Origin of the sequence: Rhizobium sp. RU36D (assembly GCF_900176345.1) — a bacterium.
Classification (GTDB): domain Bacteria; phylum Pseudomonadota; class Alphaproteobacteria; order Rhizobiales; family Rhizobiaceae; genus Allorhizobium.
In genome coordinates, this window is record NZ_FWXU01000013.1 from 15,985 (window position 1) to 40,863 (window position 24,879).

The 24,879-nt window shown below is 63.3% G+C and carries 23 protein-coding genes; 10 read left to right on the forward strand and 13 right to left on the reverse strand.

Annotated elements, in window-relative coordinates; genetic code table 11:
* Nucleotide 1: 1 nt before the first annotated feature.
* Nucleotides 2-907: a LysR family transcriptional regulator gene (locus tag B9A97_RS16520; RefSeq protein WP_084366462.1), complete on the reverse strand. Its 906-nt coding sequence runs from the start codon at nt 905-907 to the stop codon at nt 2-4.
* A gap of 207 nt (nt 908-1,114) precedes the next feature.
* Here B9A97_RS16520 and B9A97_RS16525 point away from each other — a divergent pair, with 207 nt between their 5' ends.
* From B9A97_RS16525 to B9A97_RS16550, 6 genes are all read left to right on the forward strand, one after another.
* A complete protein-coding gene (locus B9A97_RS16525) occupies nt 1,115-2,488 on the forward strand; it encodes an amidohydrolase family protein (protein WP_084366463.1) in 1,374 nt (457 codons plus the stop codon).
* A 67-nt stretch (nt 2,489-2,555) separates the two neighbouring features.
* Complete coding sequence (locus B9A97_RS16530) at nt 2,556-3,662, forward strand: BMP family ABC transporter substrate-binding protein (protein WP_084366464.1); 1,107 nt, start codon at nt 2,556-2,558, stop codon at nt 3,660-3,662.
* 7 nt (nt 3,663-3,669) lie between these two features.
* Complete coding sequence (locus B9A97_RS16535; protein WP_084366465.1) at nt 3,670-5,214, forward strand: ABC transporter ATP-binding protein; 1,545 nt, start codon at nt 3,670-3,672, stop codon at nt 5,212-5,214.
* The gene (locus B9A97_RS16540) at nt 5,214-6,269 is read left to right on the forward strand and encodes an ABC transporter permease (protein WP_084366560.1); all 1,056 of its coding nucleotides are present in this window, start codon (nt 5,214-5,216) and stop codon (nt 6,267-6,269) included. The genes B9A97_RS16535 and B9A97_RS16540 overlap by 1 nt, the downstream gene beginning before the upstream one ends.
* A complete protein-coding gene (locus B9A97_RS16545; protein ID WP_084366466.1) occupies nt 6,266-7,174 on the forward strand; it encodes an ABC transporter permease in 909 nt (302 codons plus the stop codon). Before B9A97_RS16540 ends, B9A97_RS16545 begins: the two co-directional genes overlap by 4 nt.
* Before the next feature lie 40 nt (nt 7,175-7,214).
* Nucleotides 7,215-8,177, forward strand: a complete 963-nt coding sequence (locus B9A97_RS16550; protein ID WP_084366467.1) for a nucleoside hydrolase — start codon at nt 7,215-7,217, stop codon at nt 8,175-8,177.
* A 119-nt stretch (nt 8,178-8,296) separates the two neighbouring features.
* Here the strand turns inward: B9A97_RS16550 and B9A97_RS16555 are convergent, their stop codons facing one another.
* The 4 genes from B9A97_RS16555 to B9A97_RS16570 all read right to left on the reverse strand — a co-directional run bounded on the left by B9A97_RS16555 (nt 8,297) and on the right by B9A97_RS16570 (nt 11,398).
* On the reverse strand, nt 8,297-8,713 hold the full coding sequence (locus B9A97_RS16555) for a DoxX family protein (protein ID WP_084366468.1): 417 nt from the start codon (nt 8,711-8,713) through the stop codon (nt 8,297-8,299).
* Between the two features lie 339 nt (nt 8,714-9,052).
* Nucleotides 9,053-9,697 carry an isochorismatase family protein gene (locus tag B9A97_RS16560; RefSeq protein ID WP_084366469.1) on the reverse strand — a complete coding sequence of 215 codons (645 nt, stop codon included), beginning with the start codon at nt 9,695-9,697 and terminating at the stop codon, nt 9,053-9,055.
* Nucleotides 9,698-9,751: 54 nt separating this feature from the next.
* Nucleotides 9,752-10,615, reverse strand: a complete 864-nt coding sequence (locus B9A97_RS16565) for an isocitrate lyase/PEP mutase family protein (protein ID WP_084366470.1) — start codon at nt 10,613-10,615, stop codon at nt 9,752-9,754.
* A 36-nt stretch (nt 10,616-10,651) separates the two neighbouring features.
* Nucleotides 10,652-11,398 carry a maleate cis-trans isomerase family protein gene (locus tag B9A97_RS16570; protein ID WP_084366471.1) on the reverse strand — a complete coding sequence of 249 codons (747 nt, stop codon included), beginning with the start codon at nt 11,396-11,398 and terminating at the stop codon, nt 10,652-10,654.
* 222 nt (nt 11,399-11,620) lie between these two features.
* On the opposite strand from B9A97_RS16570, the gene B9A97_RS16575 reads away from it, so the two are divergent.
* Nucleotides 11,621-12,388 (forward strand): GntR family transcriptional regulator, encoded by a 768-nt coding sequence (locus B9A97_RS16575; RefSeq protein ID WP_084366561.1) that lies wholly within the window; start codon nt 11,621-11,623, stop codon nt 12,386-12,388.
* Nucleotides 12,389-12,775: 387 nt separating this feature from the next.
* Here the strand turns inward: B9A97_RS16575 and B9A97_RS16580 are convergent, their stop codons facing one another.
* Genes B9A97_RS16580 through B9A97_RS16590 form a run of 3 tightly spaced genes read right to left on the reverse strand, consistent with a single transcriptional unit; the run spans nt 12,776 to nt 15,509 of the window.
* A complete protein-coding gene (locus B9A97_RS16580; protein WP_084366472.1) occupies nt 12,776-13,471 on the reverse strand; it encodes a GntR family transcriptional regulator in 696 nt (231 codons plus the stop codon).
* Nucleotides 13,472-13,520: 49 nt separating this feature from the next.
* Nucleotides 13,521-14,267 carry a maleate cis-trans isomerase family protein gene (locus B9A97_RS16585; RefSeq protein ID WP_084366473.1) on the reverse strand — a complete coding sequence of 249 codons (747 nt, stop codon included), beginning with the start codon at nt 14,265-14,267 and terminating at the stop codon, nt 13,521-13,523.
* Between the two features lie 39 nt (nt 14,268-14,306).
* The gene (locus B9A97_RS16590; RefSeq protein WP_084366474.1) at nt 14,307-15,509 is read right to left on the reverse strand and encodes an FAD-dependent oxidoreductase; all 1,203 of its coding nucleotides are present in this window, start codon (nt 15,507-15,509) and stop codon (nt 14,307-14,309) included.
* A gap of 447 nt (nt 15,510-15,956) precedes the next feature.
* On the opposite strand from B9A97_RS16590, the gene B9A97_RS16595 reads away from it, so the two are divergent.
* The 3 genes from B9A97_RS16595 (at nt 15,957) to B9A97_RS16605 (ending at nt 19,384) form a co-directional block, all read left to right on the forward strand.
* Complete coding sequence (locus B9A97_RS16595; protein WP_179145309.1) at nt 15,957-16,901, forward strand: TAXI family TRAP transporter solute-binding subunit; 945 nt, start codon at nt 15,957-15,959, stop codon at nt 16,899-16,901.
* A 10-nt stretch (nt 16,902-16,911) separates the two neighbouring features.
* On the forward strand, nt 16,912-18,861 hold the full coding sequence (locus B9A97_RS16600) for a TRAP transporter permease (protein WP_179145310.1): 1,950 nt from the start codon (nt 16,912-16,914) through the stop codon (nt 18,859-18,861).
* Between the two features lie 76 nt (nt 18,862-18,937).
* Nucleotides 18,938-19,384: a GNAT family N-acetyltransferase gene (locus tag B9A97_RS16605; protein ID WP_084366477.1), complete on the forward strand. Its 447-nt coding sequence runs from the start codon at nt 18,938-18,940 to the stop codon at nt 19,382-19,384.
* Nucleotides 19,385-19,561: 177 nt separating this feature from the next.
* On the opposite strand, the gene B9A97_RS16610 is transcribed toward B9A97_RS16605, so the two are convergent.
* Genes B9A97_RS16610 through B9A97_RS16630 form a run of 5 tightly spaced genes read right to left on the reverse strand, consistent with a single transcriptional unit; the run spans nt 19,562 to nt 24,481 of the window.
* Entirely contained in the window at nt 19,562-20,308 is a 747-nt protein-coding gene (locus B9A97_RS16610; RefSeq protein ID WP_084366478.1) for an SDR family NAD(P)-dependent oxidoreductase, read from the reverse strand.
* Between the two features lie 19 nt (nt 20,309-20,327).
* On the reverse strand, nt 20,328-21,206 hold the full coding sequence (locus B9A97_RS16615; protein WP_210189707.1) for an MBL fold metallo-hydrolase: 879 nt from the start codon (nt 21,204-21,206) through the stop codon (nt 20,328-20,330).
* A gap of 7 nt (nt 21,207-21,213) precedes the next feature.
* Nucleotides 21,214-22,065 (reverse strand): SDR family NAD(P)-dependent oxidoreductase, encoded by an 852-nt coding sequence (locus B9A97_RS16620; protein WP_084366480.1) that lies wholly within the window; start codon nt 22,063-22,065, stop codon nt 21,214-21,216.
* Complete coding sequence (locus B9A97_RS16625; protein ID WP_084366481.1) at nt 22,062-23,570, reverse strand: aldehyde dehydrogenase; 1,509 nt, start codon at nt 23,568-23,570, stop codon at nt 22,062-22,064. Before B9A97_RS16625 ends, B9A97_RS16620 begins: the two co-directional genes overlap by 4 nt.
* Nucleotides 23,567-24,481: a polysaccharide deacetylase family protein gene (locus tag B9A97_RS16630; RefSeq protein ID WP_084366482.1), complete on the reverse strand. Its 915-nt coding sequence runs from the start codon at nt 24,479-24,481 to the stop codon at nt 23,567-23,569. The genes B9A97_RS16625 and B9A97_RS16630 overlap by 4 nt, the downstream gene beginning before the upstream one ends.
* Between the last annotated feature and the right edge of the window lie 398 nt (nt 24,482-24,879).

Genomic DNA, 24,879 nt, shown 5'->3' on the forward strand with positions numbered 1-24,879 from the left:
GTCAGGACGACAGTTCCCGCCTCACCGCGGCAACGATCGCCTGGGTAAAGGCAAGGCCGAGCGGCGTGACCGAGGACTGGTCACGCATGCAGATCGCCAGGTTTTCCCGCACATTCGGCGCATCGAGCGGCACCAGCGCCAACTGCCCGGTCTTCAGCTCGTCCCGCACGTCGAAGCGCGTGAGGATGCTGATCCCATCACCCGTGCGCACCGCATGCTTGATCATCACGATCGAATTCGATGTCAGCGGCGCCTTGGACCAGGGCGAGGCGTTGGGGAACAGCGTATCGATCAAGGGCCTGAGGCTCAGGCTTTCATCCACCAGCAGCAGGGATTCCTTTTCGCATTCCGCGGGGCTCACCGAGGCCCGTCCGGCAAAGGGGTGCTCCGGCGCCACGGCCACGCCCATGCTGATCGGGATCGTCTCCACCACCCAGTAATCCGAGCTGGGCGGCATGTTGAAGCCCAGCACCAGATCGATATCGCCGCCCTCCAGCAGGGTCAGCATTTCCCGCGTGCCGCCCACCCGCACCACGATATTGGCATCAGGATATTGCTTGCGGATGCCGGCCAGCACTTCCGCGAAAAACGAGCCTGCGAAACACTCCATGATCCCTATGGCGATCTGCTGCCGTTCCTGGCCGCGCAGCTTGGCGAGATCGTCCGAAACGCGCTCCAGGTCCGCCTGCCAGCGTCGGATCTGCTCCGCCATCAGCCGCCCCGCCGGCGTCGCCCTGACGCCACGCGGCAGGCGCTCCAGAAACGTCGTCCGATATTCCGCCTCCAGATTGAGGATATGCCGGTTGATGGCCGAGGGTGCGGTATTGAGGATTTCGGCCGCCCGGCGGATCGACCCGGCCTCGATCACCTCAACCAGGCAACGGGTAGCTGTGGTAAAAATGGGCATCCAGCGTGACTGCTCTCACTTTGAGCACGGGGCGTGCATGTCTCTATACTTGCGGGTGGGTGTCCGCCTCCCTACACTTTTGCCATGTCGGGGGCGGAACTCCTCGGCCATTCATCTTAACTGTCTGGTGCAAAAGGTAAACACGTGATGCCGGGGATGCTATCCGGCGCGCGGACGCCTATCTGCGCCATTGAGGGCCGAAGACGCATGAGCGTTCAAATTCTTTCCGCCGACTTCGTCGTAACCATGAATGCCGATAACACCGTTATCGAGGGCGGCGCAGTCGCGATCGATGGCGACAGGATCGTCGAGGTCGGAACGCTCGCCGATCTCAAGCAACATCATCCCGAAAGCCTGGTCCGCCGCCTGCCGAACAGGCTGCTGATGCCGGGGCTCGTCAATGCCCATCTGCATTCCGGCGTGCTGCGCGGCACAGCAGAGGGATTGCCGGTCTGGGACTGGTTGCGGATGTTCATCGACCCCATGCACCGCGTGCTGCAGCCGCGCGAGGCGGAGGCCGCATCCTGGCTCTGCTATGCGGAATCCGTCTTGTCCGGCACCACGACCGTGGTGGATATGTGGCGCTACATGGAAGGCGCAGGCCGGGCCGCACGCCAGATCGGCAACCGCACCGTGATGGTGCCCTATGTCGGTGAGCATCCCGACTACAACTATTTCGACCACTTGGACGACACCGAACGCCTGCTGGAGACCTGGCATGGCAAGGCGGATGGCCGGGTCGAGGTCTGGGTCGGGCTGGAGCACGCCTTCTATTCGACGGAGGCCGGCCACGAGCGCGCCATCGCGCTCGCCAAGAAGTTCAAGACCGGGTTTCACACCCATTCCAACGAGGCCCAGGTGGAACTGGACGAGATGCAGCGCCGCTATGGCTGCCGGTCGATCCAGGCCTTGGAAAAGCTCGGGCTGCTGGATGCCGAGCGCACGCTGCTCGCCCATTGCGTCTGGCTCGATGACAGCGAGATCGAGCTGATGGGCAAGCGCGGCGTGGCGGTGGCGCACAATCCCGCCAGCAACATGAAGCTGGCCAGCGGCTATGCCCCGGTGGAGAAGCTGCGCGCCGCCGGCGTTGCCGTCGGCATCGGCACCGATGGCGAGAAGGAAAACAACAATCTCGACATGTTCGAGGAGATGAAGTTTGCCTCATTGCTCACCAAGTTCGCGACGCTTAATGCCGCCGCTCTCGATAGCTGGGACGTGATGCGCATGGCCACCATCGAGGGGGCGCGGGCGATCGGCAAGGACCACGAGATCGGCTCGCTGGAGGCCGGCAAGAAGGCCGACCTGATTGCCGTGCGCACCGATACGCCGCGCATGACGCCGCTGTTTGGCGGGCGCGATGGCAACCTGCATCACAATCTCGTCCATGCCGTGCGCGGCGGCGATGTCGACATGACCATGGTGGATGGCCGGATCCTAGTGGAGAACAGCGAGTTGAAATCCGCCAGCATGGCGGATCTGATTGCCGAAGTGCATGCCGTGGTGCCCGGGCTCTTCAGCCGCCGCGCCGCCTGGCTTGCTCAAAACAGCCAGGGAGCGATCAGCCCGATCGGAAACGCCTGACAATCTAAGATCGGGTCTTGCGACCCGCCCGCATGCGCTTACAACGAAAACAAAGGGAACGAAAACAATGACACGCTTTACACGCCGCACGACCCTCAGCCTGCTGCTCGCCGGATCGGCCTTGCTCGGTGGTTTCGCCGGTCAGGGCCACGCGGAGGAACCCAAGAAGGTGGTGTTCCTCGTCAACGGCAATCTCGGCGACAAGTCCTATTTCGATCTGGGCGCCAAGGGCATGGAGATGATCAAGGCCAAATATGGCGACAAGGTAGAGACCAAGGTCATCGAAATGGGCACCGACCAGACCAAGTGGCTGCCGACCTTTCAGGATGTGTCCGACCAGGATTTCGACGTGATCGTCGCCTGCACCTTCGAAATCTCCGACATCATGACGGAAGTGGCGCCTGAGTATCCCGACAAGACCTATATCCTGATCGATGGCGTCATGCCCTATGACAAGGGCGATTACGGCAATGTCTATTCCGTCGTGTTCAAGCAGAACGAGGGGTCCTATCTCGCCGGCATGCTGGCGGCGGGGCTGATCAAGGATGGAACCCTGCCGGCGTCGGACGGCAACAATATCGGCTTCCTCGGCGGCATGGATATTCCCGTCATCAATGACTTCCTGACCGGCTATATCGAAGGCGCCAAGGCTGTGAACCCCGACATCAAGGTGGCCATCTCCTATGCCGGGTCGTTCAATGATGCGGCCAAGGGCAAGGAACTGGCGCTGGCGCAATATCGCTCGGGCACCGCGATCGGCTTCAACGTCGCGGGGCTCACCGGCCTTGGACAGATCGCTGCGGGCAAGGAGGTCAACAAATACTCGATCGGCGTGAATTCAGACCAGGAAGCCATTTTCCGCGATACCGATCCGGCCATGGCCGACAAGGTTGCCACCTCGATGCTCAAGAATGTCGAAGTGACGCTGGCGCGCGCCTATGACCTTTATGTCGACGGCAAGCTGCCGGTCGGACAGGTCGAAGCCATCGGCTTGAAGGAAAACGCGGTCGGCCTGGCGGAAAACGGCGTGATGGCCAAGCTTGCCAAGGATGAGCTGAAGAAGCAGATCGCGGACGCCAAGGCCAAGATCATCGCGGGTGACATCAAGGTCACCTCGGGCTTTGCCATCGACCAGGCGGCCCTGGAAGCGCTGCGCACCTCCGTCCGGCCCTGAGCCGGTCATGGGCGCGAGCACCATGGGCGACGTTCCGATCATCAGCTTCGAGGGCGTCTCCAAGCACTACCCAAACGGAACGCAGGCTTTGTCCGGCGTTTCGTTTTCGATCGCGGCTGGCGCCATCCATGCCATCTGCGGCGAAAATGGCGCGGGCAAGTCCACCCTGATGAAGATCCTGTTCGGCCTGGAGCAGCCGACGGGCGGAGCGATCCGGCTTGATGGTGAGGCGGTCTCGATCGCCTCGCCCCGGGTGGCAGCCAGCCTCGGCATCGCCATGGTGCACCAGCATTTCTCGCTCATTCCGTCCCTTTCGGTGGCGGAAAACATCCTGCTCGGACAGGAGCCGCGTCGCGGCCTGTTCATCGACAGGGCCGAAGCACGCCGTCGCGTGCTGGCCCTGTCCGCCCGCTATCATCTTGAGGTGGATCCGGATGCGCGCATCAGCGGGCTTTCCGTGGCGGCCCAGCAGAAGGTCGAAATTCTGAAAGCGCTGTTGCGCGATGGCGTGCGCGTGCTGATCCTGGATGAGCCCACCGCCGTCCTCACACCGCCGGAAACCGACGAGCTATTCGAGCGCTTGCGAGACCTGCAGCGCGCCGGCCTCACCATCCTGTTCATTTCCCACAAGCTGCGCGAGGTGCGCGCGCTTTGCACCGATGTGACGGCGCTGCGGCTGGGTCAGGTCTCCGGCGACAGCGCCATGGACCGCATTTCCGATGCCGAGATTGCCGCCCTTGTCATGGGCGCATCGCGACCCGCAGCCGTCGCCCGCAGCGGCGGCAAATCCGGCGCGGTCAGTCTCGTGGTCGAAGACCTTCACCTGTCGGCCGCCAGCGGCGCTGACCGGTTGACAGGTGTCAACTTCTCGATCCGCTCCGGCGAAATCCTCGGCATTGCCGGTGTCGATGGCAGCGGACAGCGCGGGCTGGTTTCCGTTCTCTCTGGGGCAAGGCAGCCCACCAGCGGCAGCGTCACCTGGAACGGCCAGGCGGTAATGGGGCTCGACACCATCGGCTGGCGTCGCAATGGCATGGCGCATCTGCCCGCCGACCGCTTCCATCAGGGTGGCGCGCGTGGCCTGACCGTGACCGAAAACGCGCTGGCCGGCGCCCATCGCCTGGCCCGCTTCGTCCGCGGCCCGTTCCTGCGCAAGGCCGAGATGGAGCAGCGGGCGGGCGAGATCATCGAGGAATTCGGCGTTCGCTGCCCCGGTCCGCGCGCGCCACTCTCGGCGCTCTCGGGCGGCAATGCGCAGAAGGTCATCGCGGCGCGGGAGTTTGCCACCGACCCGAGCTTCCTGATCGCCGACCAGCCGACCCGCGGCATCGATATCGCCGCCGCGGCCTTCATCCAGAGCCGCATTCTCGAACTTGCTGCCTCCGGTGCCGCGGTTCTGCTGATCAGCGCCGACCTTGACGAGTTGCTGGCACTGTCAGACCGGGTGGCGGTTCTCTATGCCGGCCGCATCGTCGCAACGCTTGATAATGGACCCGACGTGACCCCGGAACGGCTCGGGCCGTTCATGCTTGGATTGGACAGCGCCGCATGATGATCCGTGAGGCCCTGGCGCCGTTTCTCCTGACCGTCCTGCTGCTTGTGATCATCCTGGCCCTGGTCCTGGTTCCCATTGCCATGACCCAGCCCGATCCCTGGGGCATGATCGACACATTCCTGCTCGGACCGTTCCGCAACCCGCGCCATACCGGCAATATCGTGGAAATGGCGACGCCCGCCATGCTGTGCGGGCTTGCCGTGGCGCTGATGTTCCGCACCGGCATGTTCAATCTCGGCGTCGAAGGCGCCTTCTTCCTCGGCGGCCTGGCAACGGTAGCAACCGTTCTCTTGGTGCCGCTGCCGGTTCTGGCGCTGGTGCCGCTGGCGCTTCTAGCCGGCACGGTGGTTGGATCGAGCGTCTGCGTCGTGCCGGGCTATCTGCGCAGCCGCTACGAGGTCTCCGAGCTTGTCTCCTCGCTGATGCTGAATTTCGCGGCGCTGTTCATCGGCCTCTATGTGGTGAACTACGTGCTGCGCGATCCCTCGGCGGGTGCTATGGTCAGCTACAAGATACCGGCAGAGGCGCGGTTGCCGCGGATCGTGCCCGGCACCCGGATCCATCTCGGCACGGTCTTTGCCGTCATCGCCTGCATCGCCGGCAGCCTCTATCTGTTCCGCACCACCTGGGGCTTCGAATCCCGCATCGTCGGGGCCAATCCCGGCTTTGCCGCCCATCTCGGCCTGCCGATCCGGCGCATCATGCTGCGGGCGCAGATCATCGGCGGATCGATCGCCGCCGCGGCCGGCGGCATTGAAATGCTGGGGCTCTACCAGCGTTTCTCCTGGCAGTCGCTGCCCGGCAATGGCTGGACGGGCGTGGTGGTGGCGATCCTGGCCCGCGATCACCCGCTGCTGCTCATCCCTGCCGCCTTGTTCCTCAGCTATCTGCAGGTCGGCGGCGACCTGGTGGCGCGCAACCATGATGTGCCGAGCGAAGTGGTCGGGCTGATCCAGGCGCTGATCCTGATCTTCGTCACCGCCAGTGTTATCACCCGCAATCCCAGGCTGCTCGCCTGGATTGGCGGACGCCGGACGGAGAAGGCGGCATGAGCGAATGGTTCGATCTCTCCAGTCTTGTCGCCTTGGTGCCCGTGCTTCTTCGGGTCACAACGCCCATTCTGCTGGCCGCCCTTGGCGTTCATATCTCGCAGCGCGCCGGCGTGCTCAATCTCGGCATCGAGGGCATGATGCTCTCGGCGGCGCTCGCCGGCGTCGTGGTCAGCGCCTTTACCGGAAGTGCTTGGATCGGCCTTCTTGGCGCCTTGCTGATCGGGCTGGTTCTGGCGGGCATGCTGGCGATTGCCGTTCATGGCCTCAAGGCGGACCTGATCCTGGCCGGCATTGCGCTCAACATGCTGGCGGCCTCCGGCACCACGCTGATTTTGTTCATGCTGACGGGCGACAAGGGCATGTCGGGTTCCCTGGCAAGCCAGGTCCTGCCCTCTGTCACGCTGCCTGTCATTGCCGATATTCCGTTGCTGGGCCCGATCCTATCGGGGCATCACATCCTGACCTATGTGGCCTTCCTGCTGGTGCCTGTCATGGCGCTGACGATGATGCGCACGCCCTTCGGCATCCGGCTGCGGGCGGTCGGCGAAAACGCGGAAGCCGCCGCGACCGCCGGCATCAACGTGGTGCGCATGCAGGTTGCGGCGCTTTTGCTGTCAGGCCTCTTGGCCGGTGCCGCCGGTGCGTTCCTGTCGATGGGCTATGTTAGCTGGTTCTCGGCCAATATGAGCGCCGGTCGCGGCTTCGTGGCGCTGGCGGCGGACCTCATGGGCTATGGCAGTGCCTGGGGCACGATGCTCGCCTCGCTGTTGCTTGGCACCGCGGACGCCGTGGTGATCGCCTTGCAGGGCAGGGGGCTGCCCAGCGAATTGCTGCAGGCGGTGCCCTATATCGTTCCGGTGATCGCCCTGGTCATCCATGCCCGACGCCGACGTGTCGTGGCCTGAACTTGTTCCATCCTCATCCCGCATTCAGGAGTTAAAGACCATGACCGTCCATAAAGTGATATTCGACACCGATCCCGGCGTGGACGATGCCATGGCGCTGCTCTTCCTGCATCTGTCGCCGCAGATCGACTTGGTCGGCGTCGTCACCACATTCGGCAATGGCACGATCGACCAGACGACGCGCAATGCGCTCTACCTGGTCGACCGCTTCAAGATGAACGTGCCGGTGGCGCGCGGCGCGGGCAAGCCGCTGGTCGGCGAACCCATGGACCCGCCGGATTTCGTCCATGGCCAGAACGCGCTGGGCAATGTCGCGATCCCCGAGAGCTTCGAAGGCAAGGCCGATCCACGGCCCGCCTATCGCTTCATCATCGATACGGTGCGGGCGGCGCCGGGCGAGATCACCATCGTCGCGGTCGGCCGCATGACCAATCTCGCGCTTGCATTGCGGGAGGCGCCCGACATCGTGCCGCTGGTCAAGCAGATCGTCGTCATGGGTGGCGCCTTCGGCATTTCGGGCGTGCTGGGCAATGTCACGCCGGCGGGCGAGGCCAATATTCTGGGCGATCCCGAGGCGGCAGACGAGATCGCCGCGGCCTCCTGGCCGATCACCTTTGTCGGGCTCGACGTCACCCAGCAAACCCTCATGCCGACCGAATACCTGTCCGCCCTGGCTAAAGATGGCGGCGAGGCGGGCCAGTTCATCTGGGAGGTCTCGCGCTTCTACGAGGCCTTCCACCAGGCCGGCGGCGTGCCGTCGATCTTCGTCCACGATTCCTCGGCGGTCGCCTATCTGCTGCAGCCCGACCTGTTCGAAACGCGGACCGGTGCCGTCAGGGTTTCCACCGAGGGCATCACCCGCGGCATGACGGTGCAGAAGCCCGACACGACCAGCTACATTCCCGGCCCTTGGGATGGCCGTCCCTCGCACCGCGTCTGCACCACAGTGGATTCGGAAGGCCTGCGCCGGCTCTATCGCGACACCGTGGTGAATGCTGCCTAGGGCCGATAAGGACGCGGATCAGGCTGGCTGCCTCGTCGGTAGCCAGCCCGGCCATGCCGGCCAAGAACTCGAGCTGCTGATGCCGGCCATCGGCGATGGATTTCCTCCGGGTGTCTTTCTCAAGCCTTCCTGAGCATTCGGCCCCAGACGATGAAGAGCGAGAGGCCCAGGACAACGAGGTTCATGGGCAGCACCGACCATTCGCCGCGCAGCGCATGCAGCCCGATGGCAAGGATCTGGATGGTGGACAGGCCTATGGCGGCCAGCGGCGTCAGGACCGGCTTGATTTTCGTGATGCCGGGCAATAGCAGGCCGAGGGCGCCGAGGATCTCGGCGGTTCCGACAAACAGCAGCAGTCCGGCCGGCACATCTGCGGCATAGGCCATGCCCATGGAGACGAGGTCGGCAGGCGCGGTGGAGACTTTGGTGAAGCCGGCAAAGCCATAGAATAGCGCAAGCAGGGTCTGCACGCCCCATAGCGCGATTTCCAACTTCTTGCTCTTTGCGGGCAAATTCTGGGTGGTATAGGCGGACATGGTTTTCCTCGGTCAGTGGTGAAGACGCAGTCGGTCCCTCCCCCGGATTTGGCCGGGCGATGGTTCCTGTGATCAGGGAATGCAAGGGTTGTCGTCGGTTCAGGCTATCATCTGCTGCATGCGGAAGTCGGTAGCGGTGCCGCAAGCAGCAGCCTTGGCATGCACTATGCCTTACCCAACCGATCTGGATAGCTGATATAAATAGATTGTCTTCATCGGATTTTTCGATTGGTGTCGTTGACCATCGACACCCCTGGTCGAGCGCGGCGGTTGCGCCGTGCGCCTTGACCCAGTGCATCTTCGGCCGGCCGCTCGCGGATGAGCGACCGGCGCGAGCACTTACGCGCCGGAAATTCCGCCCTTCACGGTGGCGAAGAAGTCGAGGATGTCTGCCTCGGATACCACGTCGGCATATTTGGCGTTCATGTCGAACAGGTTGGCCTCGTGCGGGCCGGGGTGACGGTCGCCGCAGGCATCGGCCACCACCGTGGTGATGAAGCCGTGCGACATGGAATCAACGCAGGAGGCGCGGACGCAGCCGCTGGTGGTCAGGCCCGTCAGCACCACATTGTCCACGCCGATCGCCGTCAGGGTCGAGGCGAGAGAGGTGGCGAAGAAGGCGCTGGGATATTGCTTGGTGATAACAAGTTCATTCGCCTGCGGTACCAGGCCATCGGCAAAGGCGGCGGTGGTGGCACCGTCGAGAAAGGCGCAGAGCGGCTTGGCCTTCTGATAGAAGCGGCCACCGTCGAGGCCACCCTGCTGGTAGCGGACCTCTGTCAGAATGACCGGAATGCCTGCGGCATGGGCCGCCGCGCGGATGCGAAGGGCCGAGGCAAGCGCTGCGTCAACCCCGGCATATAGCGAGCAATCCGGATCGAAATAGGCCTGCGCAAAATCGATGAGCACCAGCGCCGGCTTGCGGCCGAAGCCGGCCTTCTGCCCATAGGCGCGGCTGTAATTTTCTGAAAGGTCCTGCGACATCGGCTTTTCCCCAACTGCCCGGTGCGTTGCCGCACCGGGATTTTGCTATCACATTCAGGCGGTCTCGGCGTATTTCTTCTCGAAATCCCAGACATCCTCGAAGCCCAGCAGCTTGTTGAACTCGGCAAAGGAATAAAGCGGGATGTCGTCAGAGGTTATGCCGTTTGCGGCGAGGTCGCCATAGGCGCGGTTCAGGGCCTCACCCATCGACAGGAAGCCGATGGCCGGATGGATGCCGACGGCAAAGCCGATCTCCTTGAGCGCCGCCGCCGATAGGATCGGCGTGCGGCCACCATTGACGATATTGGCAAACAGCGGCTTGTCGATGCGGCGAGCCACCTCGCGCATTTCCTCTTCCGACTCCGGGGACTCGATGAAGACGATGTCGGCGCCGGCCGCGCCATAGGCCTCGCCGCGACGGATGGCTTCCTCCAGCCCAAGGCTGGTGCGGGCATCGGTGCGGGCGATGATCAGGAAATCGGAGCTGGAGCGGCTGTCGCTCGCCACCTTGATCTTGCGCACCATGTCCTCGATCGGGATGACGCGGCGGCCGGGCGTGTGGCCGCATTTCTTCGGAAATTCCTGGTCCTCGATCTGAATGGCGGAGACGCCGGCCTCTTCATAGCCACGCACGGTGTGCCGAACGTTCAGCAGCCCGCCATAGCCCGTGTCCGCGTCGGCGATCACAGGTTTCGTCGTCATCTTCACGATCTGGGCGATGCGTTCCAGCATGTCGCGATAGCTCGCGAGACCGGCATCGGGCAGGCCGAGATAGGAGGCGACGGTGCCATATCCGGTCACATAAAGCGCCTTGTAGTCATGCCGGTCGGCGATCAGCGCCGAAATCAGGTCGAACACGCCGGGAGCCAGCACGAATTCCTTCGCCTCGATCGCGGCCTTCAGTCTTGGGTCTGCCATGGGATTGTCTTTCCTTGTAAATCTCAAGTCTTGTCGTCAGTGGTCGGCCAGCAGCCGCCCGAAATCGGTGAAGCGATCCTCGATGCCCGCGAGCCGCAGCATCGCCCAGAAGGTCGCCTGGTTGGAGGTCACGACCGGCACGCCGAGTTCCGCTTCCAGCATCGGCACCAGCGGCAGCGTGGGGAAGTCCGTGCAGGTGATCAGCAGCGCGTCGCAGCCGGGAACGAAGACCGAGCGGGCATGGGCGGCGACCGCTTCGAGGGGCGTCTCGGCTATGCGCACATAGTCCTGCGGACCTGATGCGCCGATGCCCAGGCCGGAAAGACCGATCACCTCGAAGCCATTATCTTCCAGAAAATGCGTTTCATGGGCATTGAGCGCGTCATGATAGGGCGTGGCGACGGACAGCCGGGTGGCGCCCAGCGTCTTCAGCGCCTTGATGATGGCAGCCGATGTCGTGACCGCAGGTGCGCCGGTCATCGCAGTCAGGCTGTCAGGCAATGCATTCACGGGATTGATCATGGAGCCCGCCGTGCAGGCATAGGCGATGGCATCGACGCGCGCCTGCTTGAGGAGCCCGAAGACCTGCCCTAGATCCTCCATCAGATGCGCCTTGCCGGCCTCGCTCTGGGTATCGGCATGCAGCGGCATGCGATGGGTGTGAAACGTCACCCCCTCGGGCATCATGCGCGCCCATTCCGCCTCGTTTACCGTATTGGTCGGTGGTGTGATCAGGCCGAGCTTGGCGCGCTGGCTATAGGCGGATTTGTGGCGGAGGGTCATTGCAATGCTCGGCTGGTTCGGCTCATGTCGTTACTTATAAACATGAAATGCGTCATAATGTCCATACATTTAAATCCTGGCAAACATTGGCCGGGTGAATATTTGCTTGGGTCATGGCCGGAAGTATGGGTTGTATGAGCTGGTGGAACCGCGATAGAAGGCGCGATAAGACGCGCAATCAGTAATTTGCTCCTACAATTCGGAGGCGGGCGTTTGGAAAAGATGGAACATCATGACGAGGCGCCGGACGCGGGTAGCGATGGCATTCCCCGCTATGCACAGATCCAGAAGATCCTTGAGGAACGGCTTGTCGACGGAACCTATCCGCTCGGCAGCCTCATTCCGCCGGAGATAGAGCTGGCGGCGGAATTCAATTCCAGCCGGACCACGATCCGCGAGGCGCTGCGCTATCTGCGCGAACGCGGCTATGTTGAGCGGCGGCAAGGGGTGGGCACGCGGGTGATTTCCGACAGCCCGAAATCCGCCTACAACCAGTCCTACACCTCCCTGGAGGAGCTGTTTCAGGTCGCGATCGAAACCTATTTCGTCATCATGGGCGTCGAGAAGGTCACGCTCGACCATGACCTGGCGGAGCTGGTCGGCGGGCTGCAGGGCGAAACCTGGTTCCGGATCAACGGCATCCGCTGGACGGAGGCGGGCGGCAAGCCGCTCTGTTATGTCCAGTCCTATGTGCCCGAGCGCTTCGAGCATCTTCTGCCGCAACTCATGGACTACCAGGGGCCGTTCTTCGCCGTGCTGGAGCGTCATAGCGGCCAGATCATCGAGGAGGTCGTGCAGGAAATCCGCGCCGTGCCGATGCCGGCGGAGTTCGAGCGGCAGTTGGGGCTGAAGCCAGAGTCCTACTCCTTGCAGCTATTGCGGCGCTACCTGACAGAACAGGGCACCCTGATCGCCTCGTTCAACTGGCACCCGGCGGAACGCATGATCTATACGATGCATATCCACCGGAGCAAAGACAAGAAGGAGTAGGGGAGGTGCTAAGGGCCGTTGCGCAAGAAGCCCCCTCACCGAAAAAATCTACGACTTGCCCAAAGGCTAAACCTTAGGCTGCCGACAAACTCTCATTTAGGTCTCTCGACGTTGGTTTCGGCAAAAAACATCGCCGTCATGCCGGACTTGATCCGGCATCCAGCAGCGGCGCGTCTGCGCCGCGGGAAGAGTCTATTGCGATCAAAGACTTGATCGCGCTGGATGCCGGCTCGGAGGCCGGCATGACGGTGATTGTTGTGCCTGTAGACGTTCCGGAACGAGCCTCATCGACTGGTTTTTCAGCAGTCTGTGGCTTAGCCTTTGGCCAAGTCGTAGATCTTTCCGGTGAGGGGGTCGATGGCTCTCCGGCCCACCACGTATCACCCCCTACCGCCGGCGGGGCTTGGTCGAGAGAATATGCTCCATCATGATCGTCGAGGCTGCGTCGCTGTCCCTCGCCTCCAGCGCGGCGAGGATGTCGCGGTGCTGGTTGTTGGACCTGACGATATCGACGTGCTGGTCGAGCAGGAACTGTTTCAGCAAGGCAAGTGGCAGGGCGGCGGCCGGCGCCAGCATATGCTTGAGCTGTTGCGAGCGGGCCGCCTGCAGGATCAGCTGGTGGAAGCGCGTGTTGAGCTCCACGAAGCGGGCGAGTGCCGCCTCGCTGTGGTCTGATCCAATGCGGTCGATATCGGCAATGATGCCGGCCGCGCGCTTGAGTTCGGCGGGTGTTATGCGCTCCGCCGCAACCCCGGCCGTATAGCCTTCCAGCCGCGCCCGCACGTCAAAGGCGATTTCAACTTCGGAGAAGGTGAATTCGGTGACGTAGCGATGGCGGCTGGAGACGGTGGCGAGCCCGTCCGTGACCAGGCGACGCAGGGCGTCGCGGACCGGCGTGCGGCTGGTGCCGGTCATGGCGGCCAGCATTTCCTCGGCCAGCAGTTCGCCCGGTTTCAGCGTACCCGTCAGGATCGCATGGCGAATGCCCTGATAGGCGCGCTCTGCCGGCCGCACGGATTTTTGCCCCCTGTCGGTGTCGACGGGGGCACCCGTTATCGGCGTGGATTGGCCGTCCATGTCCATTCGCTCTCCCAGGGTCAATGCGCCATGCCCAAGACCAACAGCCGTCGTCTCAGTGATGCGACAGCAGCGTGCCGAAGCCCTGCACCTTGTCGGTGATGCCGTTCTGGCGCAAGGCCCACCAATAGGTTGCAGTGTTGATGGCGATTACCGGCTTGTCTAGCCAGAATTCGGCGATGCCGGCAAGACGCGCCATGGCGAGGTTGGTTCCGACCTGGACGATGGCCTCGATGCCCTCGCCGTCGACCTCGATGATGGCGTCGCGCAATTCCTTTTCGCTGGCATGGGCGATCAGCATCGGGCTCTGGCATTTCAGGCCCTTGAGATTGACGACCTCGTAACCGCATTCGGTGAAGAAGCGCTGCACCTGCGCGTCACCAACAGGCATATAAGGCGTGACGACGCCGATGCGCTTGACATTGCCATACATTTTCAGCGCCGCCTGGCAGGCATCCGAACCCATGGCGACCTTGACGCCGGAGCGCTCCTCGATGCGCTTCTGCAGTTTCACCGATCCGTCGAGCCCGTCCCAAAAGGTTTCGGCCGACATGCCCATGACCAGATAGTCCGGCCCGCAGGTCATCACCGAATCCACCGATTCCATGATCGAGGCTCTGATATTGTCGATCAACGCCAGGAAGTCGGCGTCGCTATGCACCGGATTGTCGGGAATGGTGATGCGCGAGAAGTGGTTGGTGACGCCCACCGGGCGCATGTCGTCGAATTCCGGCTGGACTGACGTGTTGGTGGAAGGGGCGATCACGGCGAATTTCTTGCGGTAGCCCAGGCTGTCGACCATGGAAAAGTTCCTTCTGGCAAAGATTGGATTGAAAAGGGATCAGGCGACGTTTTCCAGGTCGCGCAGCGACTGGATCATGGAGGAGCGCATCAGGAAGGCCTTGTGCTGGTCGAAATCATCGACGGTTGCCCTGAGGCTGTCATGATAGGCCTTGCGCGCCGCCGGGTCGGTCTCGGCCATCATCTTGCGATTGCGCAGGGATTGCTCCTGCACGGTTTCGATGGCCACCTTGCGGCGCTGGCGCGTATATCGGCCCATGGTTTCCAGAGGCGCGCCGTTCCACACCTGCACCAGCTTTTCCGCCAGGTTGACGGCGTCGTGAATGCCGCCATTCATGCCCATGCCGCCCAGCGGATTGTTGAGATGCGCGGCATCGCCGGCCAGGAAGATGCGACCGCTGACATAATCGCCGGCGACCCGTTGATGCACGCGGTAGGCCGTGGCGTGAATGATCTCATAGGGACCATCCTTCGGGCACAGCGCCTGGAGCCGGCGTTCCATGGTGTCAGGTGCCTTGATCTGCTCGTCGGTCTGGTTCGGATCGGTCGGCAGCAGCACGCGCCACAAGGATGGCGTGCGCAACAGCACGGCCCATTCCGAGGGGTCGGTCAGATAGGCGATCGGCGTCAGGTCGTCCATCGCCTCGTTGAACATGAAGGGCGTCGACATCGACAGGAAGATCTCGGGGATCGTCAGCCCGTCGAAGGAGATGCCCAGCGTCTTGCGGATGACGGAGCGGGCGCCGTCGGCGGCAATGAGATAACGCCCCTTGTGCTCTTCCTGCGTGCCATCGCCATGCTCGACGGTCAGGGTCACGCCATCGTCGTCCTGGCTGACATCAAGCGCCCGAGCGCCGTAGACCAGGTCGATCCGGTCATCGGTCTCGATGATCTTGCGGAATTCTTCCGATAGCTTCCACTGCTCGCATTGCAGCCGGTAGGGGTGGCGCGTCTCGCCCTTCAGCACGCCCAGATCGAAGGTGGCGATCACGCCCTGCGTCCGGTCGCGATACTGCCATTGCGGGCATACCAGGCCGCGCTCCACCAGTTTGTCGCTGATGCCGAAGCGATCGAGCATGTCGAGCGTCGGCGGATGGAATGTCGAGGCCCTCAAGTCCATCGGCAATTCGCGATGCGATTCGAACAGTGTTACGGGGATGCCCGCCTCGGCCAGGCTGCAGGCCGCCACGAGACCCACCGGCCCGGCTCCGACGATCAGAACCCGCTCCGTTTTCCCTGTCATTCCCCTCTTCTCCTTCGTCTTCATGCCTTGACATCGATCAGGCTCATGTTCATTGTGTACATATTGTTACTACATATCAACATCTAATTTTGTGGAATGTCGATATGAAGCGACGGAGCGAACGAGGATGCGTGGGTGCAAACGCCAAGCAGTCCTCGGGGTGGAAAAAGGCCTGTTAAAGGCCGCGACAACGAGGGTCCAACGCGGCCCTCACAGGGAACAGGCTTTGTTGTGCCCGTGCAGGCTATCTGCGTGGAGACGATTGGAGGCGCATGTCGATCGGGACTTCAGAACCCGACGCTGCTGCTCGCTTGGGATCATCGTTCCCATGCCCCTGTTGCCCGAATGTCATGACATTAGCAGTCCGCCATGCAAGATTGGCGGGCAGCGAAAGCGGGTCTGCAGGACATGCATGCCCGAGAGCCTTCACAAGAAAGGAACAGGGGAATGATCAGGAAATATCTTCTCGCTGCGGCCATGGTCGCAGCTTCGGCTTTCGGCGTTCAGGCGCAGACGATCGGGCTTGCAACGACCAAAGGCGGCGCCACCGAACAGATCGCCACGGCGTTGGCCAAGACGATCACCGATACGGCGGGCCTGATGGTGCGGCCGCAGGTCATGGCCAATACATCGCAATATCTGCCGCTCGTGGATAGCGGCCGCGTCGAGTTCGGCATCGCCAACTTTCCCCAGACCGCCAATGCCATAACCGGCACCGGCATGTCCGAAGGCCAGCCCAATCCCAATCTGCGCATGGTGGCCTCGCTCATTCCGTTCAATGCCGGGCTGATGGTGGCGGACAAGTCCGGCATCAAGGACATGGCGGGTCTGAAGGGCCGTAAGGTGCCGCGTTTCCCGGCCAATTCGCTCGGCGATTTCTTCTTCCGCGCCTCGCTTGCCACAGCCGGCCTGACCTATGACGACGTGTCCAGCGTGCCCATGGCCAACTTCCCGGCGATGTTCGAAGCCTTCAAGGATGGCACCACCGAGGTGACCATCGCCACCGTCGGCTCCCAGACCGTGTTCGACATGGAAGCGACCCTTGGCCCCGTCTCGTTCCTGAATTTCAAGGCTGGTGACGACAAGGTGCTTGCCGAAATCATGCCCGGCACGATGCTGAAGACCTGGGGCGATCGTCCCCTGTCGCCCGGCATCAAGGCCGACAGCACCATCCTGTTCTACGACTACACCCTGTTTGCCAACAAGGATGTGCCGGACGAGGTGGTCGGCAAGGTTGCCAAGGCCCTGTTTGACGGCAAGGCATCCCTGCAGGCAAGCGGCCCCCTGTGGTCGGAATTCGACCCCGCCAGGCTCGCCCATGTGCAGACGCTGGACTATCATCCGGGCGCCGTAGCCTTCTACAAGTCGGCTGGCATTTGGGCGGGCAAGTAAGGCGATGGCGATGATGGAAGAGACAGGGGCGGCTCTGGCCGCCGAAACGCCAGGCATGACGCCGGCCCGCGTGGCCGAAACCATTCTGGCGCTGGCGGTGCCGCTTCTGGCCACCATCTGGATTCTCTCCCTGCCGCAGCGCATCGGTCTGCTCATCTATCCCGAGCAGATCGTTGCGCTGATGCTGGGGGCGGCGCTCGGCGTCGTCTATCTCAGGCAGATGGACAAGAAGAGCGCCATGGAAAAGCTGCGCGATCACCTTCTCGGTGCTGCCAGCGTGCTGCTCAGCCTCTGGATCTTCCTGCGCTTTCCGACATTGACGGAAGGCGCGCACCTGCACCAGACCGAAGCTCTGGCCATCGGCGTTGCCATCGTGCTCATCGTGATGGATGCCTTGCGGCGCGTCGTCGGCATGACGCTGGTGGTCATCTTCGGCCTGATCTTTCTCTACGCGCTGTTTGGCGACTGGGTGCCCGGCGCGCTCACCGGTCGGCCGATCCCGCTGGGCGACCTGCTGCGCTATCTCGGCACGGATTCCTCGGCGACGCTCGGCCAGACCCTGCAGATCGCCGCCTTCGTCGTCATCATCTTCGTGCTGTTCGGCGGCGTCTTGATGTCCGTCGGCGGCGGCGATTTCTTCACGCAACTGGCCACCCGCGTTTCCGGCAACGGCCCCGGCAACACGGCCAAGGTCGCGGTCACCGCGTCTGCGCTGTTCGGCTCCGTCTCGGGAAGTGCGGTGTCGAATGTCATGTCGACCGGCATCATGACGATACCGCTGATGAAGCGGGCCGGCTTCACCCCCGCCCAGGCCGGCGGCATCGAAGCGGTTGCCTCCACCGGCGGCCAGCTGATGCCGCCGATCATGGGCGCCGCCGCTTTCCTGATGGCCGAGATCCTGCAGGTGCCGTATCGGGAAATCGCGCTTGCGGCGCTCTTGCCGGCACTGCTGTACTATCTCTCGATCTATGTGCAGATCGACTTCATCTCGCGACGGGATCGCATCGGTTCGCTGACGGACCTGGCACGCTTTCCCATGGCCACCGTGCTGCGTCGCGGCTGGCTGCCCATCCTGGCCTTCGCCGTGCTGCTGGCCTGCATGTTTACCTTCAACATGCGGCCGGAGGTGGCAGCGGTCTGGGCAACCGGCGTCATGATCCTCGTCGCCATGGGAGCCTATGCCGCGACCTCCGGCCGGGGTGGCATGACCCCGCGGGCGGTGTTCGAGGCGCTTGTCGATACCGGCCGCTCGACGGGCGACGTGTTGCTGATCACGGCCGCGGCCGGCATGATCATCGGCCTGCTGTCGATCACCGGTCTTGGCTTTACGCTCTCGATGTACCTGCTCGATTTCGGCGGCAAGACCATGCTTGGCCTGCTCATCATCACCGCGCTGGTCGGCATCGTGCTGGGCCTGGGGCTGCCGACAACGGGCGTCTACCTGCTGATGGCGTCGCTGGCAGCACCTTCGCTGGTGGAACTCGGCATCGAGCCGCTTGCCGCGCATATGTTCGTGTTTTACTTCGGCATTCTCTCGATGATCACCCCGCCGATCGCCATGGCCACCTTCGCGGCTGCCAGCATTGCCGGGGCCAGCCAGGGGCGCACCGACTGGGAAGCCTTCCGCTTCGGCTGGATTTCCTACATCCTGCCGTTCCTGTTCATCTACAAGCCGGCCTTGTTGCTGGTGGGCGCGCCGTGGGAAGTTGCCTATGTCGCGGTCAGTTCGGTCGTGGCGCTGGTGTTGGTGACGGGCGGCCTGGTCGGGCATGCGCTGCGCCCGCTCTCCCTGCCGCTGCGCGTCGTGTGGACCATCACAGGTCTCGCCACCATCGCGCCCCTGCACACGACGGAGCTTGGCTATTGGCTGGAGGGCGGCATCGCGCTGCTCGGGCTTGTTCTGGTCGTCATGGCCTTTGCCGGGCCGGTCCTGATGAAGCGCACAGAGGCCGGTCGTTAAGACTGGCCGGAACATCCCGGCAGGGCTATGAGACGGTGGCGGTCGCGCCATCGCATCAGCCTGCCGGGAGCCCCTTATGACCTTCACCATAACGACCACCGAGACGCCGCAGCAGCAAGACGTGAAAACGCTCGAATATGGGCTGACCGGCTTCAACGAGGCCGATGTCGGCCCGTCCAATCGCCGGCCGCTGGCCGTCATGATCCATGGCGAGGCCGGTGCCCTGATCTCGGGTCTTGCCGGCTATACCGCCTGGGGCTGGCTCTATGTCCAATGGCTCTGGGTGGCGGAGAACCACCGGGGCAGGGGCATGGCGGGCAGGATGCTGGCCGCCGCGGAGCAGGAAGCACAACAGCGCGGCTGCCACGGCGCCTTCATCGATACCTTCAATCCCAAGGCGGAGATCGTCTACCAGCGGGCCGGCTATGAGCCCTTTGGGACCCTGCCTGACTTTCCCATGGGCCGCCGCCGCGTTTTCCTGCAGAAGCGGCTGGGGGTGGGTGAGGTGTTTTCACCGGCATAGGCGGATTCGAAAATGCCCTCTCTGCCCTGCCGGGCATCTCCCCCACAAGGGGGGAGAAGACGTGGGGCGGCCGCTCGCCCAGCTAGCTGACGCCGGTGTTTTGCGAGCGGTATCCGCCAGTCCTCTCCCCCCTTGTGGGGGAGATGCCCGGCAGGGCAGAGAGGGTCTTTTGCGCCCTCAGGGCATGAAGCCGCCGCCGTTGATCCAGAGGGTCTGGCCGGTCATGTAGCTGCTGTCGGGAGACAGCAGGAATTCGATTGGGCCGACGATGTCGCTTGGCACGGCCAGCCGCTTCATCGGCAAGGCGTTGCGATAGGCTTCCATGTTGATCAGCGCGTCGGCGTCTTCTTGCGACCGGCCGGTGCCGCCGCGCAGGAAGGCGGTGTCGACCAGGCCCGGCGCCACGGCATTGACCCGCACCCTCGGAGCATTCTCCACCGCGAAGGTCTTGGTCAGGGCGATCAGGCCGGCCTTGGCGGCCGAATAGGGGCCGTAGCCCGGCCGGATATTCTGGGCAAGGCCGGAGGAGACCATCACCATGGCCGAGCCTTCGGCCATCAACGGAAGAACGGCCCTCGCGGACAGGAAGGCGCCGCGCAGATTGCCCTGCAGCGTGTCGTCGAAAAGCTCGGTCGACATGTCCGCCAAGGGGGTGAGGCCGCTGTAGTAGCCCGCGAGATTGACGAAGCCATCCAGATGCGGAAACACCCGGGCGAGCGCGGAAAAGGCTTCCGTAATCGACTGTTCCTTCAGCACGTCGATCGGAACCGACGGCACGTCTAGGGGATGCCGCTCAAGCGATTGCGGCAGGTCGAGCACCGCCACCTTGTGCCCCTTGGCCGTCAGCGAAGCCACGAGAGCCCGGCCGATCCCGCCCGCACCTCCCAGTACGGCGATATGGCGTGAAGCGTCAGTCTGTGTCATCTCGATTGCCTCCAGGATATCAAAGGAATTCAGGGATAAAGCGCCCGCCCGAGCGCTTCACACCCATGGCGGTGTGGCGGCGCAGATGCGCGGGAACCAGTAGCGTCCCCTCATCGGCGGCCTCGTCCAGCAGGGTCTGACGGGTCACAATCGCCTTGATGGGATCGGAGCAGAAGCGGCTGGCCCAGCCCGGCTGATAGACCTGCACCGGTGAATGCATGGCGTCGCTGCAGAACAACATCCGGCGGTCGGCGGTACCCTGGCACAGGCATAAGCCGATCTGGCCGGGCGTATGGCCGGGTAGCGCCCTGATCTCCAGCCCTTCAGCCAGGCTGAAACCGTCATCCACCAGCTCCGCTTGTCCCTGTGCGATGATCGGCGCGACACTGTCGGCATAGAGCCCGTGATTGTGTTGTCCCGGCTCAGCTGCTTCCAGCGCGCTCCAATGGTCATGCTCGGTGCGGCCCATCACATAACGGGCCTTGGGAAATGTCGGCACCCAAACACCGTTTTCGAGGCGGGTATTCCAGCCGGCATGGTCGGCATGGAGATGGGTGCAGAGTACCACGTCGATGTCTTCGGGCCGCAACCCCGCCGAGGCCAGGCGGTCGAGATAGCCGGTCGCCTGCCGGCGGTGCCAGTCCGGCCGGCGCGGACGCTCCTTGTCCTCGCCGACGCAGGTATCGATCAGGATGTTGAGCCCGCCCACCTGCAACAGATGGCTCTGGACCCGCAGCAGGATTTCGCCGGTCTCGAAATCCAGGTGATCGGGGTCGAGAACCGACCGCTCGGCCTCAAGTGCCGCAAGGTCGCCATCGGGAAACAGGAATTGTAGCGGCAACCGGAAGGGATCGAGATCGGTGATGGTGCGGATCGTGGCCTGTCCGAGCGTCAGCATTGAGGCCTCACATGATCGCCGGCTTGGGCGTGCTGGGAGAGCGTGCGGCCGCCGCCGCTGCGTCCGGCGGCAGCGTCTCATCCCAGAGCCGCGCGATATAGCGGCCTCCAGTCTCACCGTTGGAGGCGTCATCGCACAGCCAGCGGATGGCGCGGCGCATGATGGCAGCCGGCAGGAGATTGCCGTCGGCACCCTTCTTGCCCGGCCCATCCGGCAGCAGCCCGGTATCGGCCGCGCCGCCCGGCAGGTAGACATTGACGTCGACGCCTGTGCCCGCGAGATCCTGGGCCCAGACCCGCGACGCGGCCTCCAGCGCTGCCTTGGACGGACCATAGGGCGCATAGCCCTTGCGCACCATGGTCTGGTCGCTGGTGGAGATGTTGATGACCTTGCCGAAGCCTTGGGCGATCATATGCGGCACGGCGGCGCGCGCCATGTTGAAGGCGCCGTTGACATTGGTGGCGATGATCGCTGCCCAGTGCTGCGGCTCGATCTGCCAGAATTTCACCGGCTCGGTGTTGAAGGTCTCGCTGATCAGCCGCATGCCGATGCCGGCATTGTTGATCAGCACGTCGATCCGCCCGAAGGTGGCGATGGTCTCAGCGACCGCCTTTTGGCAGGCCTCATCATCAGCCGCATCGGCCACGAGCGCCAGGACCTTGTCGCTGCCGCCGGATGCTGCCTCAAGGGCAGCCCGCGCCGCATTGAGGGCTGGGGACGCGCGGCTGCCTGTGATGGCAACGGAGCAGCCGGCTTTGGCCAGTTCCAGCGCCATCTCCAGTCCAAGCCCACGCGTCCCGCCCGTCACCAGCACCACGCGGCCGGGCAGCGACGGATAGACCGCACCGCCGCCGCTCATTGGCCCGCCCCCAGGCCAAGCCGGGCGAAGTTTCGCTTCTCCCGCGCAATGATGGTGGTCTTCATTTCGGTGAACATGGCCTGGGAGCCCTTGGCGCCCTCGCGACCCAATCCCGATTTCTTGTAGCCGCCAAAGCCGGTGCGCAGGTCGCGCACGATGGGCGTGTTGACCAAAACCGTGCCGGTGCGCAGCCGCGCAGCGGTATCCATGGCGCGCTCCAGGTCGGTTGTCCAGACATATCCGACCAGGCCGAAATCGCTGTCATTTGCGCGCTCTATCATCTCGTCTTCGTCGTCGAACACCTGGACGGCGGCAAAGGGACCGAAGATCTCCTCCTGGCAGATCGCCAACCCGTTATCCGGCGCCATCATCGCCGTCGGCTCGAAGTAGTAGCCGGTGTTGAAGCCGGCATGTCGGGCGCCGCCGAACAGCAGCTTTGCGCCTTCGCTCAGGCCGCTGCTGGCATAGCGCTCCATGCGCTCCAACTGCGCCTTGTTGATCATCGGGCCGATCTCGGTTCCCGAAGCCAGGGGATCGCCGACCTTCATGGCCCTGGCACGGGCCGTGAACGCCTCCATGAAGCGGTCCGCGACCGGTCGCTGCACGAAGATGCGGCTACCGGCCAGGCACATCTGGCCGTTGTTCATGAAGGAGGAGAGCAGTGCGGCATCGAGCGCCGTATCGAAATCGGCATCGGCATAGATGATATTGGCGGATTTGCCGCCGAGTTCCATGGCCGAACCCTTGATGCCCTTGGCGAGCGAGCCCAGGATCGCCGCGCCCGTGGTCGTGCCGCCGGTAAAGGACACCATGTCGATGCCGGGATGGGAGACCAGCGCCGTGCCGGTCACGTGGCCGCGGCCGTTCACGAGGTTGATGACGCCCTTCGGCAGCGCGCCGTCAATGATCTCGAACAGGCGGGTGACGGTGAGCGGGGTCAGTTCCGAGGGCTTCACCACGCAGCAATTGCCGAAGGCGAGCGCACCGGCAATCTTCATGGCGGTAAGGCCAAGCGGCATATTCCAGGGGCCGATCAACCCGCAGACGCCGATCGGTTCATAGGTCACCATGCTCATCAGACCCGGCTCCTGGGTGAAAACCTCACCGCCGGCCTGGTTGATATATTCCGCGAAGAACCGGAAATTATAGGCGGCCCGTGGAATATGCAGGCCCCGCGTCTGGCTCAGCGGTATCCCTGTATTGATGCTTTCCAGCACCGCCAGTTCGTCGAGGTGGGCGAGGATGGCGTCGTGGATCTTCATCAGCGCCTTCTGGCGAATGTCCACGGTCGCCTTGCCCCAGGGCCCCCGATCGAAGGCCGACCGGGCCGCCGCCACGGCCCGGTCCACCTCCTCGGCATCCGACTCGTGCAGCACAGCCACTGTCTGCTCCGTCGTCGGGTCGATCACCTCTATGTCCGCGCCATCGGGGGATACGAAGGCACCCTCGGCATATCCGCTGATATGGCGCGGGGATTTTTCAAGCGTTTCGCGGATGTCGCTCATGCCTTCACCGTCGGGATATGGCTTTCGTGATTGGCGAGATACCAGTCGGCAATCTCCTCGCGCGTCGCGAACCAGACATCGTCGAACTGCTTGGCATAGCGGATGAAATCCCGAAGCGCCCGGATGCGATAGGGCTGGCCGATGACATGGGGATGCAGGCCGATATTCATGAACTTGCCGGTCTTCTCGCTTTCGGCATAGAGCCAGTCGAACTGTTCCTTGAACATCTGCAGTCCGCCCTCGGCGCCCAGCCCCTGGCGCAGGAAGCTGAAGTCGTTGACCTCGGATGTGTAGGAAATCGAGACCATCGGCTTGCCGCTGCGGGTCTTCACCAGATAGGGCTGGTCGTCGTTCAGGAGATCGGTGACGAAGGTCAGCCCTTCCTCGGCCAGCAGATCGATGGTGTTGAGCGTCGAGCGCAGTGAGCTGGAGAGCCATCCCTTGGCCTTGTAGCCGCAGAACTCCTCATAGACCTTCAGAGTGGCGCGGATCACCTCGCGTTCCTTGTCCTCGTCGAACATGTTGTCCGTCAGCAGCTCGGTCTGCACGTAGTTGTGGGCGACGATTTCCCACTTCCGGTCCAGCGCCGCCTGCACCACCTGCGGCCGCTCCAGGCACATCTTGGCATTGACGGTGCAACTCGATGGCACGCCCTCGGCGTCGAAGACGTCGAACATGCGCCACACGCCGACCCGCTGGCCATATTCGCGCCAGGTGTAATTGGCGTTGTCATAGACATTGCCGGGCAGGTCGCCGCCGACGATACTCGGGCCGCCGGGATAATAGGGCTTGGGCGTGTCGCGGACCGGATCCCAGTATTCGAAATTGGTGGTCAGGATGATCGCAAGTCGCTTGCCATCCGGCCAGCGCAGTGGCTTGCGTTCACTGATCGGCACAAATTCGTAATGCATGGGGGTCCTCTCCGGCGGATGCCAAGTCACCTCGGGAAGGTCGGCGGTGACGCGCAGGAAGCGCCGCCGGCAGGGGCATCCGCCATGCCGGTCTGCGTCCTTGGTCCCCTCCGTGCCAAAGTCTCGTTTCCCCGTGACTGGCTGCTTGACATTGGTTAAACACCGCCGCATTGTGTACATAATGTTACGACATATCAAACTGTTTTTTTGAAAAATGTCGGGATATTGCCGTTGCAGGCTTGGGGAGGTGGAAACCCGGAGCCCGTAGCGGACCATAGAAAAGAGAAGCCGAACCGGCTCGACAATCGAAGACCGCCGCAAGAGTGGTCGAGAGTGGGAACAGATCTGCCGTCCGAGCCTGGCTTCAGCCAGGCCTTGCGCAACCGTGCGCTGTCTCG

Excerpts from the sequence above, each read along its gene's own strand:
- B9A97_RS16540 (WP_084366560.1), top strand. The coding sequence starts at position 5,214 with ATGATCCGTGAGGCCCTGGCGCCGTTTCTCCTGACCGTCCTGCTGCTT.
- B9A97_RS16535 (WP_084366465.1), top strand. The coding sequence starts at position 3,670 with ATGGGCGCGAGCACCATGGGCGACGTTCCGATCATCAGCTTCGAGGGC.
- B9A97_RS16595 (WP_179145309.1), top strand. The coding sequence starts at position 15,957 with ATGATCAGGAAATATCTTCTCGCTGCGGCCATGGTCGCAGCTTCGGCT.
- B9A97_RS16550 (WP_084366467.1), top strand. The coding sequence starts at position 7,215 with ATGACCGTCCATAAAGTGATATTCGACACCGATCCCGGCGTGGACGAT.
- B9A97_RS16545 (WP_084366466.1), top strand. The coding sequence starts at position 6,266 with ATGAGCGAATGGTTCGATCTCTCCAGTCTTGTCGCCTTGGTGCCCGTG.
- B9A97_RS16625 (WP_084366481.1), bottom strand. The coding sequence starts at position 23,570 with ATGAGCGACATCCGCGAAACGCTTGAAAAATCCCCGCGCCATATCAGC.
- B9A97_RS16565 (WP_084366470.1), bottom strand. The coding sequence starts at position 10,615 with ATGGCAGACCCAAGACTGAAGGCCGCGATCGAGGCGAAGGAATTCGTG.
- B9A97_RS16525 (WP_084366463.1), top strand. The coding sequence starts at position 1,115 with ATGAGCGTTCAAATTCTTTCCGCCGACTTCGTCGTAACCATGAATGCC.
- B9A97_RS16600 (WP_179145310.1), top strand. The coding sequence starts at position 16,912 with ATGATGGAAGAGACAGGGGCGGCTCTGGCCGCCGAAACGCCAGGCATG.
- B9A97_RS16610 (WP_084366478.1), bottom strand. The coding sequence starts at position 20,308 with ATGACACAGACTGACGCTTCACGCCATATCGCCGTACTGGGAGGTGCG.
- B9A97_RS16615 (WP_210189707.1), bottom strand. The coding sequence starts at position 21,206 with ATGCTGACGCTCGGACAGGCCACGATCCGCACCATCACCGATCTCGAT.
- B9A97_RS16570 (WP_084366471.1), bottom strand. The coding sequence starts at position 11,398 with ATGACCCTCCGCCACAAATCCGCCTATAGCCAGCGCGCCAAGCTCGGC.
- B9A97_RS16555 (WP_084366468.1), bottom strand. The coding sequence starts at position 8,713 with ATGTCCGCCTATACCACCCAGAATTTGCCCGCAAAGAGCAAGAAGTTG.
- B9A97_RS16590 (WP_084366474.1), bottom strand. The coding sequence starts at position 15,509 with ATGACAGGGAAAACGGAGCGGGTTCTGATCGTCGGAGCCGGGCCGGTG.
- B9A97_RS16560 (WP_084366469.1), bottom strand. The coding sequence starts at position 9,697 with ATGTCGCAGGACCTTTCAGAAAATTACAGCCGCGCCTATGGGCAGAAG.
- B9A97_RS16620 (WP_084366480.1), bottom strand. The coding sequence starts at position 22,065 with ATGAGCGGCGGCGGTGCGGTCTATCCGTCGCTGCCCGGCCGCGTGGTG.
- B9A97_RS16575 (WP_084366561.1), top strand. The coding sequence starts at position 11,621 with ATGGAACATCATGACGAGGCGCCGGACGCGGGTAGCGATGGCATTCCC.
- B9A97_RS16630 (WP_084366482.1), bottom strand. The coding sequence starts at position 24,481 with ATGCATTACGAATTTGTGCCGATCAGTGAACGCAAGCCACTGCGCTGG.
- B9A97_RS16580 (WP_084366472.1), bottom strand. The coding sequence starts at position 13,471 with ATGGACATGGACGGCCAATCCACGCCGATAACGGGTGCCCCCGTCGAC.
- B9A97_RS16585 (WP_084366473.1), bottom strand. The coding sequence starts at position 14,267 with ATGGTCGACAGCCTGGGCTACCGCAAGAAATTCGCCGTGATCGCCCCT.
- B9A97_RS16530 (WP_084366464.1), top strand. The coding sequence starts at position 2,556 with ATGACACGCTTTACACGCCGCACGACCCTCAGCCTGCTGCTCGCCGGA.
- B9A97_RS16605 (WP_084366477.1), top strand. The coding sequence starts at position 18,938 with ATGACCTTCACCATAACGACCACCGAGACGCCGCAGCAGCAAGACGTG.
- B9A97_RS16520 (WP_084366462.1), bottom strand. The coding sequence starts at position 907 with ATGCCCATTTTTACCACAGCTACCCGTTGCCTGGTTGAGGTGATCGAG.